We start from the raw sequence: 15552 nt of genomic DNA on the forward strand, positions 1-15552 counted from the left end.
CCAATCTGCGCCTGACTCGACTGACTTACGGCTGCTCGCGCCGCAGCGGAGAGCCGGTGAACTTCTCGGGATTGGCGACATCCCATAAGGCGCAAACCTTTCCGTCACGCACCGTCATCGCCATGATCCGCGGGCACATCTCGCGGTAGCCGTCGGCAGCGGGGAAGCCGGCGGTGTAGATGCCCAGCTCGCCGTTGACCAGTCCTGCTTGATAGGACGTGTAGAAGGCGGGCCCGTAGCGGTTGGCAAGGCCGAGCATGAACCGGACCACCTTGTCCGGGCCGTGGATGACGTGAACGGCCGTGGGCGCCTTGCCATTTGAATCGCCGGTGAAGATGACGTCCGGGTGCAGCAAGGAGACCACCGCCTCCAGATCGCCGGCGGCCATGGCGGCCAACAACTTTCCCACCACCTCGTTGTGCGATGGGTCGGGTTCGGGCGGCGGCTCGGCCGCGACGGCCTTGCGGGCCCGCGAGGCCAGCTGCCGGGCGGCGGCCTCGCTGGTACCCAGCGCCTCGGCAACCTCCGCGAACGGCACGTCGAACCCGTCATGCAAGACGAACGCGACCCGCTGGTCGGGCGAGAGGCGCTCCAGCACCACCATCGCCGCGAACCGGGCGTCCTCGCCGGCCACCACCGCGGACAGCGGGTCGGCTTCGGAAGCGGGCGGGCCGAATCCGGTGACGACGGGCTCGGGCAGCCAGTTTCCGGTGTAGGTCTCGCGCCGGTGCGCCGCCGAGCGCAGCCTGTCCAGACCAAGCCGGCTCACCACCGTGGTCAACCACGCCCGCAGGTCGGTGATCTGCGTTCCCTTGTCGGGGTCCTGGCGGTGCCAGCGCAGCCAGGCGTCTTGGACGATGTCCTCGGCGTCGGCGACCGTGCCGGTCAGCCGGTAGGCGACCGACATGAGATGCGGTCGCAACGACTCGAATTCGCTGACCTGTTGCGCTGAGGTCATATCGCCGAGCCTAGCCCGGCGACGGCGAGCGCCGAAACGGCGCGAGCGAGGAGTCGGGCAAACCAACCAAGCCCGGCGACGGCGAGCGCCGAAACGGCGCGAGTGAGGAGTCGGGCAATCCAACCAAGCCCGAAGCGGGCGCTACGCTCACCACCAATGACCGACAACCTGTGGCTGCACTTCTCCCGGCACGGCCCGGGAATCACGCCGCCGATCATCACCCGCGGCGAGGGCGTCACCATCTTCGACAACCACGGCAAGAGTTACCTCGACGGCCTGTCCGGGCTGTTCACCGTGCAGGTCGGTCACGGGCGGGCCGAGCTCGCCGAGGCCGCCGCCCGGCAGGCGGGCACGCTGGCGTTCTTTCCCCTGTGGGGATACGCCACCCCGACGGCGATCGAGCTCGCCGAGCGCCTCGCCGGCTACACCCCGGGCGACCTCAACCGCGTCTTCTTCACCACCGGCGGCACCGAGGCCGTCGAGACCGCGTGGAAACTGGCCAAGCAGTACTTCAAGCTCACCGGCAAACCCAGTAAGCACAAGGTGATTTCGCGGTCGGTCGCCTACCACGGCACCACCCAGGGCGCCCTGGCGATCACCGGGCTGCCCCGCTACAAGGCGCCCTTCGAACCGGTGACGCCCGGGGGCTTCCGGGTGCCCAACACCAACTTCTACCGGGCGCCGGAACCGCTGCGCACCGACCCGAAAGCCTTCGGGCAGTGGGCCGCGGACCGCATCGCCGAGGCTATCGAGTTCGAGGGCCCCGACACCGTGGCGGCGGTGTTCCTGGAGCCGGTGCAGAACGCCGGTGGCAGCATCCCGCCTCCCCCAGGCTATTTCGAGCGCGTGCGGGAAATCTGCGACGAATACGACGTGCTGCTGGTCTCCGACGAGGTGATCTGCGCGTTCGGCCGCATCGGGTCGATGTTCGCCTGTGACGACTTCGGCTACGTGCCCGACATGATCACCTGCGCCAAGGGAATGACGTCGGGCTACTCACCGATCGGCGCCATGATCGCCAGCGAGCGCCTGTTCGAGCCGTTCAACGACGGCGCGACGATGTTCCCGCACGGCTATACCTTTGGCGGCCACCCGGTTTCGGCGGCCGTCGGGCTGGCCAACCTCGACATCTTCGAGCGCGAGGCGCTCAACGATCACGTCCGGGCCAGCGCGCCGGCCTTGCGCGCCACCCTGGAAAAGCTCTACGACCTGCCGATCGTCGGCGACGTGCGCGGCGAGGGGTTTTTCTTTGGCGTGGAACTGGTCAAGGACAAGGCGACCAAGCAGACGTTCAGCGACGACGAGCGCCGGCCGCTGCTGGCGCGGGTGGGCTCGGCACTGTTCGATGCCGGGTTGTATTGCCGCACCGACGACCGTGGCGATTCCGTCATTCAACTGGCGCCGCCGCTGATCAGCGGCCAGGCCGAGTTCGACACCATCGAGGCCATCCTGCGTGAGGTGCTGCACGAGGAGTCGGCGCGGCTCTAGCCGGATGGTGGCGACCCGCTGCGCCCGGCTTCGCCGCGCTTGCGATCGCCACTAGCCGCTAGCCCGCTTGACCGCGTCGGCGGCCAGCATCACCTCGCGGGCGTGCGGGGCGCTCGGGTTGCGCCCGAACCGCGAGACGGCGTTGCACAACCATGCCAGCGCCGACCGCAGCTCCGGCTCGGTGGCGGCGTCACGGTGCAGCGTGAGTTCCGCCAGCACCTGATCGAGCCCGGAACGCCGCACCTGGGTCGCCTTCTCGACCTGTTTGAGCAGATCCTTCAGCGCGCGCGGGGTGACACCGGCCGCGCCGTCGCGCCGGCGCCGCAGCCTGGCCCACAATCGGTCGTCGGGAATGGCGAATCCTCTGAAGTCGGTGCGGGCGGGCGCTTTCCCGCGGACCGCGCGCCCAGCGTATCCCGGGGCCGCCGCCCCGGCTGAGTAACTTCCGTCTCATCCGTCACAGCGCGGCTCCTCGGATTCGGGCCCCCGATCGCTTAAGGTGCACAGACGATGAGCTTCCTACGTTCGATGTCGTGCCTGGTCGCAGCGGGTTTCGTGGCCTGGGCTCCCGCCACGATTGCCTTGCCGCTCGCGCTGCCACCCGCCAAGGCCGAACCCGGCGCCGAACCCAACGCCGCGCCCGCGAGCTGCCCGTACAAGGTGAACACCCCGCCGGCGGTGGACTCGTCGGAGGTCCCCACGGCCGGCGATCCCCCGATCCCGCTGGCGGTGCCCGCCAAGCCGGTCGGGGGTGACGCCCTGGCCAGTTGCGGCATTGTCGCCGCACCCAATACGCCGCCGCTCCCGGGCGACGTGTCCGCCGAGGCCTGGCTGGTGGCCGACCTGGACAGCGGCGCGGTCATCGCCGCCAAAGACCCGCACGGCCGGCACCGCCCGGCCAGCATCATCAAGGTGCTGGTGGCGATGGCCGCCATCAACACGCTCAACCTGAACAAGTCGGTCGCCGGAACCACCGATGACGCGGCCGCCGAGGGCACCAAAGTCGGCGTCCAGGAAGGCGGCGTGTTCACCGTCAACCAGCTGCTGCACGGGCTGCTGATGCACTCCGGCAACGACGCCGCCCACGCGCTGGCCATGCAGCTCGGCGGCATGCAGCAAGCGCTGGAGAAGATCAACGTGCTGGCCGCCAAGCTCGGCGGCCAGGACACCCGGGTGGCGACGCCGTCGGGGCTGGACGCGCCCGGCATGAGCACCTCGGCCTACGACATCGGGCTGTTCTATCGCTACGCGTGGCAGAACCCCACGTTCGCCAACATCGTCGCGACCCGGACCTTCGACTTCCCCGGCCACGGCGACCACCCCGGCTACGAGCTGGAGAACGACAACCAGCTGCTCTACAAGTATCCCGGGGCCCTGGGCGGCAAGACCGGCTACACCGACGACGCGGGCCAGACGTTCGTGGGCGCGGCCAACCACGACGGGCGGCGGTTGGTGGCGGTGCTGCTGCACGGGACGCGGCAACCGATCGCGCCGTGGGAACAGGCCGCCCACCTGCTGGACTACGGGTTCGCCACCCCGCAGGGCACGCAGGTCGGCTCGCTGGTCGCTCCCGACCCGTCGCTGGCGCCCGCCAAGAGCGACACCGCCGCCGACCGGCTCGCCAATAACGCTGCGGCCGGCGCGATCATCGGCTCGGCGGACGCCCTGCCGGTCCGGGTGGGCGTCGCTGTCATCGGCGCCATCATCGTGTTTAGCTTGATCATGGCCGCACGCTCGATGAACCGCCGACCCCAACACCGCTGAGCGCGGGTGGGCACCGGATCGCGGCGCGGCCTGCTGGTCGGGCTGACCGCCGCCAGCGTGGGCGTCATCTATGGCTATGACCTGTCCATCATCGCCGGTGCGCAGTTGTTCGTCACCGAGGATTTCGGGCTGTCCACCCGGCAACAGGAACTGCTGACGACGATGGTGGTGATCGGCCAGATCATCGGGGCGCTCGGCGCCGGTGTGCTGGCCAACGTGATCGGCCGCAAACGCTCGGTCGTGCTGATCCTGTTCGCCTACGCGGCTTTCGCGCTGCTGGCCGCGTTCTCGGTGTCGCTGCCGATGCTGCTGGGGGCGCGCCTGCTCGTCGGGCTGACCATTGGCGTGACGGTGGTGGTCGTCCCGGTGTACGTGGCCGAATCGGCGCCGACGGCGGTGCGCGGCTCGCTGCTGACGGCTTACCAGCTGGCGATCGTCAGCGGGCTCATCGTCGGATACGTGACCGGCTACCTGCTGGCCGGCACGCACAGCTGGCGGTGGATGCTGGGGTTGGCGTGCGTGCCCGCATTGCTGTTGGCGCCGTTGGTGATTCGGATGCCCGATACGGCCCGGTGGTACGTGCTCAAAGGCCGGGTCGACGACGCCCGGCGGGCGCTGCTGCGGGTGGAGCCCGACGCGCGGGTGGACGACGAGCTCGCCGATATCGGCCGGGCGGTCAGCGAAGGTGGCGGCCGGCTCTCCGAGATACTGCCGGAAATGGTTCGCAGGCCCTATCTTCGGGCGACTGTCTTCGTCGTCGTTCTCGGCTTCCTGATCCAGATCACCGGCATCAACGCGATCATCTACTACAGCCCCCGAATCTTCGAGGCCATGGGCTTCACCGGCAATTTCGCGTTGCTGGGTCTGCCGGCGCTGGTCCAGGTGGCCGGATTGGCCGCCGTCGGCACGGCGCTGCTGCTGGTCGACCGGGTGGGCCGGCGGCCAATCCTGTTGTGCGGCACCGCGATGATGATCGGCGCCGACGTCGTGCTGACGGCCGTGTTCGGCCGTGGGATCGGCGGCGCGGTCGCCGGGTTCGCCGGCGTGTTGCTGTTCATCTTCGGCTACACCATGGGTTTCGGCTCCCTGGGCTGGGTGTACGCCAGCGAAAGCTTCCCGTCCCGGCTGCGCTCGATCGGGTCGAGCACCATGCTCACCTCCAACCTGGTGGCCAACGCCATCATCGCCGCCGTCTTCCTGACCATGCTGCATTCCTTGGGCGGCGCAGGGACTTTCGCGGCGTTCGCCGCGCTCGCGTTGATCGCGTTCGTCTTCGTCTATCGGTATGCGCCGGAGACCAAGGGGCGCCAGCTCGAGGACATCCGCCACTTCTGGGAGAATGGCGGCCGGTGGGACTGATCGCCGCGGGAACCATGGTCGTGGACGGGCGGCTCTGCCGACCGGGCTGGCTCGAGACCGCTGGCGGGCGGATCGCGGCCGCCGCGCCCGGGCCGCCGCCGCGCCCGCCCGACCGCGACTACCCCGATTGCACTGTGGTGCCGGGATTTATCGACATGCACGTGCACGGCGGCGGGGGCGCTTCCTACACCGACGCCGACGCCATCGGCGACGCCGCCGCCTTCCACCTGCGTCACGGCACCACCACGACGCTGGCCAGCCTGGTGACCGCCGCTCCCCAGGAACTACTCGGCGGGGTGCGCGCGCTCACCGACGCCACCCGGCGGGGCACGATCGCGGGCATTCATCTCGAAGGCCCCTGGCTGAACCGGGCACAGTGCGGGGCCCATGACCGCACCCAGATGCGCGACCCGGACCCCGACGAGATCGAAGGGCTGCTGACCGCCGGCGGCGACGCGATCAAGATGGTCACCCTGGCGCCGGAGCTGCCCGGCACCGACGCCGCCATCAGCCGCTTCGTCGACGCGGGAGTCGTTGTGGCGTTGGGACATACCGACGCGAGCTACGAGCAGACCCGCCGCGCCATCGAGTTGGGCGCCACGGTGGGTACGCATCTGTTCAACGCGATGCCGCCGCTGCACCACCGCGAGCCCGGCCCGGCGCTCGCGCTGCTGCGGGACCCACGGGTGACGGTCGAGCTCATCGTCGACGGCGTGCACCTGCACCCAGACGTGGCGCGCGCGGTGATCGAGGCGGCCGGCGCGGACCGCGTCGCCGTGATCACCGACGCGATCGCCGCGGCGGGCCGCGCCGACGGCGCGTATCGGCTCGGCGCGGTGCGCATCGACGTGGTCTCCGGCGTGGCGCGGGTGCAGGGGACGTCAACGATCGCGGGCAGCACGGCCACCATGGATCGGCTCTTTCGCGCCGTGGCCGGGTTCGGCGCGGACCGCGACGCCGGGCTGGCCGCGGCGGTTCAGGTGACATCGGCGACCCCGGCGCGCGCGCTGGGGCTCGAACGGGTCGGCAGCCTGCGGCCCGGGTACGACGCCAATCTTGTGGTGCTCGACCGTGATTTGCGGGTGAGCGACGTCATGGCGCGCGGCGACTGGCTCTGAGCGTTAACATCGGAGACGTCAGCACCTGACACCGGACGAGGGGCCCCGTACCCGGCCAGCGACAAGACGGGCGCCGTGGAGGTGCGCAATGGCATGGCTCGTCTTGATCGCGTCGGGCGTCCTGGAGGCGGTGTGGGCGACCGCCCTGAACAAGTCCGACGGCTTCTCCCGGCTCGGCCCTTCGCTGGTCTTCGTTGTCGCGCTGGCGCTTTCGATGGCCGGGCTGGCAACCGCGATGCGCACGTTGCCGGTCGGAACCAGTTACGCGGTCTGGGTCGGCGTCGGGGCCGTGCTGACGGTGGGCTACGCGGCGCTGATCGGCGAGGAACCGGCGTCGTTGACCAAGCTGTTGCTGATCGGCGGGATCGTGGCCTGCATCGCGGGCTTGAAGCTGGTCAGCTAGCGGCCACGGCGGGCCAACCCGGCGATCCGCGAAAGCGCCAGCGCCCCAACGGCTCCCAGCCCCATCGCGGTGAGCGTCTGGCGGGTGCTCAGACCTTCATCCATGTGCACCCGCGGCGCGATGATCGCCGGGGCCGGGGGCTCCACAGGGCGGTCGCGCGGGTCGGTGGATGCCGTCGCCCCCCACGCGGTGCAGAACAACACGAGATAGGCGGTGATGTAGGCGAACACCATCAATCCCAGCACCGGGCCGAACGCCGCGCCCGCGGGGCTGCGCAACACCGTCTTCAAATAGATCGACCCCACCTGCTTGAACACTTCGAAGCCGACGGCCGCGATCAGCCCGGCCCGCATCGAATCGACGAAGCTGACCTTCTCCCGGGGCAGGCGCGCGATCATCCACGTGAACAGCAGCCACGACACCAGGGTCGCGATCAGGATCGAGAAAAGCCAGAACAGCCAGTCGAACACCGCGAATTGCGGTACGCCAAGCCATTTCAGCAACGCGGCCATGGGCGCGGCGTGGCCGACGGTGGTCAGCGCGACGGTGGCCACGATCACCGCGAACGTCCCCACCATCGCCAGCAGATCGGAGAACTTGCTCCGCACGAAGCCCGGCGACTCGAGGTGGGAGTCCCACCACATCTCGGTCAGCGCCTGCCGCAGGTGCGATATCCAGCCCAGGCCCGCCCATACCGCGGTGACCAGACCGATGACACCCACCGAAGTCCGGGCGTCGATGGCCGAGTTCATCAACTCCTGCAGCTGATTACCCAGCGTGCCCGACACCTGCGAGCGAATGTGGTCGTCGATCGTGCTCAGCAGGTGCGGCCGCCGGGCCAGCACGAAGCCGAATACCGCGAAACCGACCATGAGCAACGGGAACAACGCGAAAATCGTGTAATAGGTGAGGCCGGCGGCAAAGAAGCCGCCGTTGCGCTCGTCGAAACGCTGGTAGGCCCGGATGACATGGTCGAGCCACCCGTGCCGGGACCGCAGCCGATCAAGAAATCCCTCCTCGGCCGGCTCGCTCATGGTGAAACGTCTTACCTCCGTTGCGGAAGGAACCCAAGCCGATCGTAAACCCGCTGGACCGTTTTCCCGGCGACATCCTGGGCCCGTTCGGCGCCGGCCGCCAAAATGGCCTCCAATTCGGCCAAGTCGGCCGTCAGTTCGTCGACGCGGGCCTTGATCGGGGCGACGAACTCGACCACCGCCTCGGCGGTGTCCTTCTTCAGATCGCCGTAACCCTTTCCGGCATAGCCCTCGACAAGCTTGTCGACGCCGACGCCGCTGACCGCCGACTGGATGGTCAGCAGGTTGGACACGCCGGGCTTGGCGTCGGTGTCGAAGCGGATCTCGCGCTCGCTGTCGGTCACCGCCGACCGAATCTTCTTGGCCGACAACGCCGGATCGTCGAGCAGGTTGATCAGCCCGGCGTCGGTGGCCGCGGATTTGCTCATCTTCGACGTGGGGTCCTGTAGGTCGTAGATCTTCGCGGTCGCCTTGGGGATGAGCACGTCGGGCACCACGAACGTGTCCGGGAATCGGGCGTTGAACCGCTGCGCCACGTCGCGGGCCAGCTCGAGGTGCTGGCGCTGGTCTTCGCCCACCGGCACCAGGTCGGTGTCGTAGGCCAGCACGTCGGCGGCCTGCAGCACCGGGTAGGTGAACAAACCCACGGTGGTGGAGTCGGCGCCCTGGCGCAGCGACTTGTCCTTGAACTGCGTCATCCGCGACGCCTGCCCGAAGCCGGTGAAGCAGCCCAGCACCCATGCCAACTGGGGGTGGGCGGGCACGTGGCTCTGCACGAAGACGGTGCTGCGCGCCGGATCGATGCCCAGGGCCAGGTATTGGGCGGCGGTGACCAGGGTCCGCCGCCGCAGCGCCTCGGGATCCTGGGCGACTGTGATGGCATGCAGGTCGACCACGCAGAAGAACGCGTCATGGTCGTCCTGCAGTTCGACCCAGTGGGTGACGGCGCCCAGCGCGTTACCCAGGTGAAGCGAATCGGACGTGGGCTGCACGCCGGAGAAGATGCGGCTGGATCCGGTAGCGGTGCTCATGATGCACCGATCTTTTCACGCGCGGCCGCCCCGCCCGGTGTGCGGCCAGCCTCACCCTCGATGCCGAATGTGCTGCGCGCCGGACACCCGCGATGGGCCCGCCTTGCGATACCGGCGGTACCGCCTTTAATGTCGGGTTATGCACAACCTCGTCTGCTCGGCTCCTCGCTCGTGAGCCCCGCTCACTCGGCATCGCCCTCGGCCCGTCCCCCGATCCATCTCGGTTCCGGCGAGCCGGTCGTGCTGCTCCACGGGTTTTTGATGTCGCAGACGGTGTGGGAGCCGGTGGCGCCGCGGCTGGCCGACAGCGACCGTTTCAAGGGCCGCTACGAGGTCTTCGCCCCAACCATGGCCGGGCACAACGGCGGCCCCTACGCGGGCACCTGGCTGCTGAGCTCGTCGGTGCTGGCCGACCACGTCGAACGTCAGCTCGACCAACTCGGCTGGGAGAGCGCGCACCTGGTGGGCAACTCGCTGGGCGGCTGGGTGGCCTTCGAGCTCGAGCGGCGCGGGCGGGCGCGCAGCGTCACCGGCGTCGGCGCCGCGGGCGGGTGGACGCGCTGGAGCCCGGTCAAATTCGAGGTGATCAGCAAGTTCATCGCCGGGATGCCGATCCTGGGACTGGCCCGGCTGCTGGGCCCGCGCGCGCTGCGGCTGCCGCTGAGCCGCCGGCTGGCGACCCTGCCACTGAGCGCCACCCCGGAAGGGGTCAGCGACGAGCAACTGCGCGGTGTGGTCGACGACGCCGCGCACTGCCCGGCCTACTTCCAGCTGCTGATCAAGTCGCTGCTGCAGCCGGGCTTGCTGGAGCTGGCGCAGACCGCCGTGCCCGTGCAGCTGGTGCTGTGCGAGAAGGACCGGGTGGTGCCGCCCAGCAGGTTCAGCCGGCATTTCACCGACTTTTTGCCCGAGGGAACGAAGATCACCAAGCTCGACGGCGTCGGGCACGTGCCGATGTTCGAGGCGCCCGAACGCGTCACCGCGGCCATCGCCGACTTCATCGACGAATGCACCGCGGGGCCGGACCGGCTTTCCGACCGGCACCGGCCGCCGGCTAGCTAGCCAGTTCCTTTTCCAGGTTCTCCGCGATCGAGTCGAGGAATTCCTCGCTCTGCTGCCACTCCTGCTCAGGCCCGATCAGGATGGCGAGGTCCTTGGTCATCTTCCCGCTCTCGACGGTGGAGACGACGACGTTTTCCAGCGTCTGCGCGAACTCGACCACCTCGGGGGTGTCGTCCAGCTTGCCGCGGTGCGCCAGTCCCCGCGTCCAGGCGAAGATCGAGGCGATCGGGTTGGTCGAGGTGGGCTTGCCGGCCTGGTACTGGCGGAAGTGCCGGGTGACGGTGCCGTGCGCGGCCTCGGCTTCGACCGTCTTGCCGTCGGCCGTCATCAGCACCGAGGTCATCAGCCCCAGCGAGCCGTAGCCCTGGGCGATGGCGTCCGATTGCACGTCGCCGTCGTAGTTCTTGCACGCCCACACGTAGCCGCCCTCCCACTTGAGGCAGGCGGCGACCATGTCGTCGATCAGCCGGTGCTCGTAGGTCAGGCCCTCGGACTCGAACTGCTCCTTGAATTCCTCGTCGTAGATGCGCTGGAACTCGTCTTTGAACATGCCGTCGTAGGCCTTGAGGATGGTGTTCTTGGTGGACAGGTACACCGGCCACTTGGCGTTCAGGCCGTACTTGAACGACGCGCGCGCGAAGTCGCGCACGGAGTCCTTGAAGTTGTACATCCCCATCACCACGCCGCCGTCGTCGGGCAGGGACACCATCTCGTGGACCATCGGCTCGCTGCCGTCGGCCGGGGTGAACGTGATGGCGACGGTGCCGGGCTTGTCGACCTTGAAGTTGGTCGCCCGGTACTGGTCGCCGAACGCGTGGCGGCCGATGACGATCGGTTTGGTCCAGCCCGGAACCAGGCGTGGCACGTTGGAGATGACGATCGGTTCGCGGAAGATGGTGCCGCCCAAGATGTTCCGGATCGTCCCGTTCGGCGACAGCCACATCTTCTTGAGGTTGAACTCGGAGACGCGGGCCTCGTCGGGGGTGATCGTCGCGCACTTGACCCCCACGCCGTGCTTCTTGATGGCGTAGGCCGCGTCGATCGTCACCTGGTCGTCGGTGCGATCGCGGTGCTCGATGCCCAGGTCGTAGTAGTCCAGATCGATGTCGAGGTGCGGAAGGATCAGCTGGTCCTTGATCAGCTTCCAGATGACGCGGGTCATCTCGTCGCCGTCGAGCTCGACCACGCGGCCCTTGACCTTGATCTTGGCTTCTTTGGAACCCGGGCTCGACATCGGTGCCTCCCTGCGGCGTCAGCCGTGCGCGGCGGCCAGCACTTCGTTGAACGTCTTGCTCGGCCGCATCACCGCCGTCGTCTTCTCGCTGTCCGGGTAGTAGTACCCGCCGATGTCGACCGACTCACCCTGCACCTCGGCGAGTTCGGCCACGATGGTCTCCTCGTTCTCGCCCAACGACTCGGCCAGCGCGGCGAAGCGCTCGCGCAACTCCTCGTCGTCGTGCTGCGCGGCGAGTTCCTGAGCCCAGTACAGCGCCAGATAGAACTGGCTGCCGCGGTTGTCGAGCTCACCCGTCTTGCGCGACGGACTCTTGTTGTTGTCCAACAACTTTCCGATCGCGGCATCCAGCGTCTTGCCCAGCAGCTTGGCGCGCTCGTTGTCGGTCTTGATGCCGATATCCTCGAAACAGGCTCCCAGAGCCAGGAATTCACCGAGGGAGTCCCAGCGCAGGTGGTTCTCCTCGACGAGCTGGTGGACGTGCTTGGGCGCCGAGCCGCCCGCGCCGGTTTCGTACATTCCGCCGCCGGCCATCAACGGCACGATGGACAGCATCTTGGCGCTGGTGCCCAGCTCCAGGATCGGGAACAGGTCGGTGAGGTAGTCGCGCAGGATGTTTCCGGTGGCGGCGATGGTGTCCTGGCCACGCATCGCGCGCTCCAGCGTGTACCTCATGGCCCACACCTGCGGCATGATGTTGATGTCCAGGCCCTCGGTGTCGTGTTCCTTGAGGTACTCCTTGACCTTCTTCCGCAGCTCGACCTCGTGCGGGCGTTCGGTGTCGAGCCAGAACACCACCGTCATGCCCGAGTTGCGCGCCCGGGTGACGGCCAACTTGACCCAGTCCCGTATCGCTTCGTCCCGCACGATGGGCATGCGCCAGATGTCGCCGGCCTCCACGTTCTGGGTCAGCAGCACCTCCCCGGTGTCGAGGTCGACGATGTTGGCGACGCCGCCCTCGGGGATCTCGAAGGTCTTGTCGTGTGAGCCGTACTCCTCGGCCTGCTGCGCCATCAGTCCGACGTTGGGGACCGTGCCCATCGTCGTCGGATCGAACTGCCCGTGGGTCTTGCAGAAGTTGATGATCTCTTGGTAGATGCGGGAAAAGGTGGACTCGGGGTTGACGGCCTTGGTGTCCTTCTGCCGACCGTCGGCGCCCCACATCTTGCCGCCCGCGCGGATCATCGCCGGCATCGACGCGTCGACGATCACGTCGCTGGGCGAATGAAAGTTGGTGATGCCCTTGGCCGAATCGACCATCGCGAGCTCGGGCCGATGCTCGTGGCACGCGTGCAGATCGCGGATGATCTCCTCGTGCAGCGACGCCGGCAGCGACTCGATCTTGCTGTACAGATCGACCAATCCGTTGTTGACGTCGACGCCGAGTTCGTCGAAGAGTTCCTGGTGCTTGGCGAAGGCCTCCTTGTAGAAGATCTTCACGGCGTGCCCGAAGACGATGGGGTGGGAGACCTTCATCATCGTCGCCTTGACGTGCAACGAGAACATCACGCCGGTCTCGTAGGCGTCCTGCATCTGCTCCTCGTAGAACTCGACGAGGGCGTTCTTGCTCATGAACATGGAATCGATGACGTCGGCGTTGCGCAGCGACACCATCGGCTTGAGCACGATCGTCTTGCCGCTTTCGGTTTCCAGCTCCATCTTCACGTTGCGCGCGCGGTCCAGCGTCATCGACTTCTCGCCGTGGTAGAAGTCGCCGCCCTTCATGGTCGCGACGTGGGTGCGCGACGCCGGCGACCATGCCGCCATGCTGTGCGGGTGCTTGCGGGCGTATTCCTTGACGGCCTTGGGCGCGCGTCGGTCCGAGTTACCTTGCCGCAGTACGGGGTTCACCGCGCTGCCCAGGCACTTGGCGTAGCGGTCGCGAATTTCCTTGTCCTCGTCAGTCTTCGGACTCTGCGGAAAGTCCGGAATCTTGAATCCCTTGCCCTGCAGCTCCTTGACGGCGGCGATCAGCTGGGGCACCGAGGCGCTGATGTTGGGCAACTTGATGATGTTCGTGTCGGCCAGCTTCGTCAGCCGGCCCAACTCCGCGAGGTTGTCCGGGACCCGCTGCTCTTCGGTCAGGTGTTCGGGGAACTCGGCGAGGATCCGGGCGGCCACGGAGATGTCGCTGGTCTTGACCTCGATGCCCGCGGGTTCGGCGAAGGCACGCACGATCGGCAGGAACGCGTAGGTCGCCAGCAGCGGCGCCTCGTCGGTCAGCGTGTAGATGACGGTCGGCTTTTCGGCGCTCACGGTCCCTCTCCCGGCGGCAATGATGGGTTCGTATTTTGGGGGCTCAGCAATCTAACTGCCACGTTATCAAGGGTGTTTGGACAGGTGTCGACCTGCGTCTGCACCGCGACAGTTGGCAGCGGGTCGGCACAGTAAGATAGTCTTCGTATTGGTCATGAGCGCCAGCGACAAGCCCCGGCTTGCTGGCCGGCAACCCTCCAACCGCGGTGGGGTGCCCCGGGTGATGACCAGGTCTAGTAGCCACAGGCTGCGCGGCAAGCGCGGGTCCGCCATAACGGACCCCTGACTAGAGGGGACACGTGATGTGCTTCTGTCCAGCTCCTTGCGATCGTCGGCTCGCCTTGGTGGAGCCGCTGATGTGCGCGACCGTCCGCCGCTGCTAGCCGGCCGGCTGTAAGGCCCCGCTGAAGACCCGAGCCCATATTTCAGGAGAAAGCCAACCCACGTGAGTTCCGACAGTTCTTCTTCCAACGGCACTACCAGCGAGAACACCGATCCGACCGCGCATTGGTCGTTCGAGACCAAGCAGGTGCACGCCGGGCAGCAGCCCGACCCGGCCACCAACGCCCGCGCCCTGCCGATCTACCAGACCACCTCGTACGTCTTCGACGACACCACGCACGCCGCCGCCCTGTTCGGGCTGGAGGTGCCGGGCAACATCTACACCCGGATCGGCAACCCGACCACCGACGTCGTCGAGCAGCGCGTCGCCGCGCTCGAGGGCGGCGTGGCGGCGCTGTTCCTGAGCTCGGGCCAGGCGGCGGCCACGTTCGCCATCTTGAACATCGCGTGTGCCGGAGATCACATCGTCTCGAGCCCCAGGCTCTACGGCGGGACCTACAACCTGTTCCACTACTCGCTGGCCAAGCTCGGCATCGAGGTCAGCTTCGTGGAGGACCCCGACGATCTGGATTCGTGGCGGGCCGCGGCGCGGCCGAATACCAAGGCCTTCTTCGCCGAAACCATCTCCAACCCGCAGATCGACATCCTGGACATCCCCGGTGTCGGCGGGGTCGCCCACGACACGGGCGTCCCGCTGATCGTCGACAACACGATCGCCACGCCCTACCTGATCCAGCCGCTGCAGCACGGCGCGGACATCGTCGTGCACTCGGCCACCAAGTACCTCGGCGGCCACGGCTCGGCGATCGCGGGGGTCGTCGTCGACGGCGGCACGTTCGACTGGACGCAGGGCCGTTTCCCGGGGTTCACCACCCCCGACCCGAGCTACCACGGCGTGGTATTCGCCGAGCTCGGTCCGCCGGCCTACGCGCTCAAGGCGCGCGTGCAGCTGCTGCGCGACCTCGGTTCGGCCGCCGCGCCGTTCAACGCGTTCCTGGTCGCCCAGGGCATCGAGACGCTGAGCCTGCGCGTCGAGCGTCACGTCGCCAACGCCCAGCACGTGGCCGAGTTCTTGTCCGGCCACGACGGCGTGCTCTCGGTGAACTATGCGGGACTGCCCAGCTCGCCCTGGCACGAGCGGGCAAAGAAGCTGGCGCCCAAGGGAACCGGGGCGGTGCTTTCGTTCGAGCTGGCCGGCGGCATCGAGGCCGGCAAGGCCTTCGTGAACGCGCTGAAGTTGCACAGCCACGTCGCCAACATCGGCGACGTGCGTTCCCTGGTGATCCACCCGGCCTCCACGACGCACGCCCAGCTGTCCCCGCAGGAGCAGCTGAGCACCGGGGTCAGCCCGGGCCTGGTGCGGCTGGCGGTCGGCATCGAGGGGATCGACGATATCCTGGCCGACCTGGAGCTCGGCTTCGCCGCGGCGGCCAAATTCGGCGCGACCGCGGGAGCCTCGGGCACCGATCCGCACGCCGTGGCGGCGTTCTGAAGGAGACCGCT

The 15552-nt window shown here is 68.0% G+C and carries 13 protein-coding genes and 2 riboswitches; of the genes, 7 read left to right on the forward strand and 6 right to left on the reverse strand.

Annotated features, from left to right (window positions below):
• Positions 1-25: 25 nt before the first annotated feature.
• On the reverse strand, positions 26-958 hold the full coding sequence (locus tag K883_RS04015; RefSeq protein ID WP_008260015.1) for a sigma-70 family RNA polymerase sigma factor: 933 nt from the start codon (positions 956-958) through the stop codon (positions 26-28).
• A gap of 156 nt (positions 959-1114) precedes the next feature.
• On the opposite strand from K883_RS04015, the gene K883_RS04020 reads away from it, so the two are divergent.
• The gene (locus tag K883_RS04020) at positions 1115-2446 is read left to right on the forward strand and encodes an aspartate aminotransferase family protein (protein ID WP_008260024.1); all 1332 of its coding nucleotides are present in this window, start codon (positions 1115-1117) and stop codon (positions 2444-2446) included.
• Positions 2447-2497: 51 nt separating this feature from the next.
• On the opposite strand, the gene K883_RS04025 is transcribed toward K883_RS04020, so the two are convergent.
• Positions 2498-2785 carry a hypothetical protein gene (locus K883_RS04025; protein ID WP_008260026.1) on the reverse strand — a complete coding sequence of 96 codons (288 nt, stop codon included), beginning with the start codon at positions 2783-2785 and terminating at the stop codon, positions 2498-2500.
• 171 nt (positions 2786-2956) lie between these two features.
• On the opposite strand from K883_RS04025, the gene K883_RS04030 reads away from it, so the two are divergent.
• From K883_RS04030 to K883_RS04045, 4 genes are all read left to right on the forward strand, one after another.
• A complete protein-coding gene (locus K883_RS04030) occupies positions 2957-4210 on the forward strand; it encodes a D-alanyl-D-alanine carboxypeptidase DacB1 (protein WP_008260028.1) in 1254 nt (417 codons plus the stop codon).
• A gap of 6 nt (positions 4211-4216) precedes the next feature.
• Complete coding sequence (locus K883_RS04035) at positions 4217-5569, forward strand: sugar porter family MFS transporter (RefSeq protein ID WP_008260034.1); 1353 nt, start codon at positions 4217-4219, stop codon at positions 5567-5569.
• Positions 5560-6687 (forward strand): N-acetylglucosamine-6-phosphate deacetylase, encoded by a 1128-nt coding sequence (gene nagA, locus K883_RS04040; RefSeq protein WP_008260035.1) that lies wholly within the window; start codon positions 5560-5562, stop codon positions 6685-6687. Before K883_RS04035 ends, nagA begins: the two co-directional genes overlap by 10 nt.
• Before the next feature lie 12 nt (positions 6688-6699).
• Positions 6700-6762: riboswitch (guanidine-III (ykkC-III) riboswitch) on the forward strand.
• Positions 6763-6775: 13 nt separating this feature from the next.
• The gene (locus K883_RS04045; protein WP_008260036.1) at positions 6776-7090 is read left to right on the forward strand and encodes a DMT family transporter; all 315 of its coding nucleotides are present in this window, start codon (positions 6776-6778) and stop codon (positions 7088-7090) included.
• Here the strand turns inward: K883_RS04045 and yhjD are convergent.
• A complete protein-coding gene (gene yhjD, locus K883_RS04050; protein WP_008260037.1) occupies positions 7087-8124 on the reverse strand; it encodes an inner membrane protein YhjD in 1038 nt (345 codons plus the stop codon). The two genes, K883_RS04045 and yhjD, sit on opposite strands and share 4 nt — an antisense overlap.
• An 11-nt stretch (positions 8125-8135) precedes the next feature.
• Positions 8136-9155, reverse strand: a complete 1020-nt coding sequence (gene trpS / locus K883_RS04055) for a tryptophan--tRNA ligase (RefSeq protein ID WP_008260038.1) — start codon at positions 9153-9155, stop codon at positions 8136-8138.
• A 240-nt stretch (positions 9156-9395) separates the two neighbouring features.
• Between trpS and K883_RS04060 the strand changes: the two genes are divergently transcribed.
• Positions 9396-10217, forward strand: a complete 822-nt coding sequence (locus tag K883_RS04060) for an alpha/beta fold hydrolase (RefSeq protein ID WP_008260039.1) — start codon at positions 9396-9398, stop codon at positions 10215-10217.
• On the opposite strand, the gene K883_RS04065 is transcribed toward K883_RS04060, so the two are convergent.
• Positions 10210-11451, reverse strand: coding sequence for an NADP-dependent isocitrate dehydrogenase (locus K883_RS04065; RefSeq protein ID WP_008260041.1), 1242 nt, complete (start codon positions 11449-11451; stop codon positions 10210-10212). The genes K883_RS04060 and K883_RS04065 overlap by 8 nt on opposite strands.
• Before the next feature lie 18 nt (positions 11452-11469).
• On the reverse strand, positions 11470-13707 hold the full coding sequence (locus K883_RS04070) for an NADP-dependent isocitrate dehydrogenase (RefSeq protein ID WP_008260043.1): 2238 nt from the start codon (positions 13705-13707) through the stop codon (positions 11470-11472).
• Positions 13708-13857: 150 nt separating this feature from the next.
• A riboswitch (SAM riboswitch) is annotated at positions 13858-13974 on the forward strand.
• 178 nt (positions 13975-14152) lie between these two features.
• Here K883_RS04070 and K883_RS04075 point away from each other — a divergent pair.
• Entirely contained in the window at positions 14153-15541 is a 1389-nt protein-coding gene (locus tag K883_RS04075) for a bifunctional o-acetylhomoserine/o-acetylserine sulfhydrylase (protein ID WP_008260044.1), read from the forward strand.
• Positions 15542-15552 lie beyond the last annotated feature (11 nt).

Source organism: Mycobacterium sp. TKK-01-0059, from assembly GCF_000709305.1.
Taxonomy (GTDB): Bacteria; Actinomycetota; Actinomycetes; order Mycobacteriales; family Mycobacteriaceae; genus Mycobacterium; species Mycobacterium intracellulare.

Excerpts from the sequence above, each read along its gene's own strand:
- K883_RS04015 (WP_008260015.1), bottom strand. The coding sequence starts at position 958 with ATGACCTCAGCGCAACAGGTCAGCGAATTCGAGTCGTTGCGACCGCAT.
- yhjD (WP_008260037.1), bottom strand. The coding sequence starts at position 8,124 with ATGAGCGAGCCGGCCGAGGAGGGATTTCTTGATCGGCTGCGGTCCCGG.
- trpS (WP_008260038.1), bottom strand. The coding sequence starts at position 9,155 with ATGAGCACCGCTACCGGATCCAGCCGCATCTTCTCCGGCGTGCAGCCC.
- K883_RS04065 (WP_008260041.1), bottom strand. The coding sequence starts at position 11,451 with ATGTCGAGCCCGGGTTCCAAAGAAGCCAAGATCAAGGTCAAGGGCCGC.
- K883_RS04045 (WP_008260036.1), top strand. The coding sequence starts at position 6,776 with ATGGCATGGCTCGTCTTGATCGCGTCGGGCGTCCTGGAGGCGGTGTGG.
- K883_RS04030 (WP_008260028.1), top strand. The coding sequence starts at position 2,957 with ATGAGCTTCCTACGTTCGATGTCGTGCCTGGTCGCAGCGGGTTTCGTG.
- K883_RS04020 (WP_008260024.1), top strand. The coding sequence starts at position 1,115 with ATGACCGACAACCTGTGGCTGCACTTCTCCCGGCACGGCCCGGGAATC.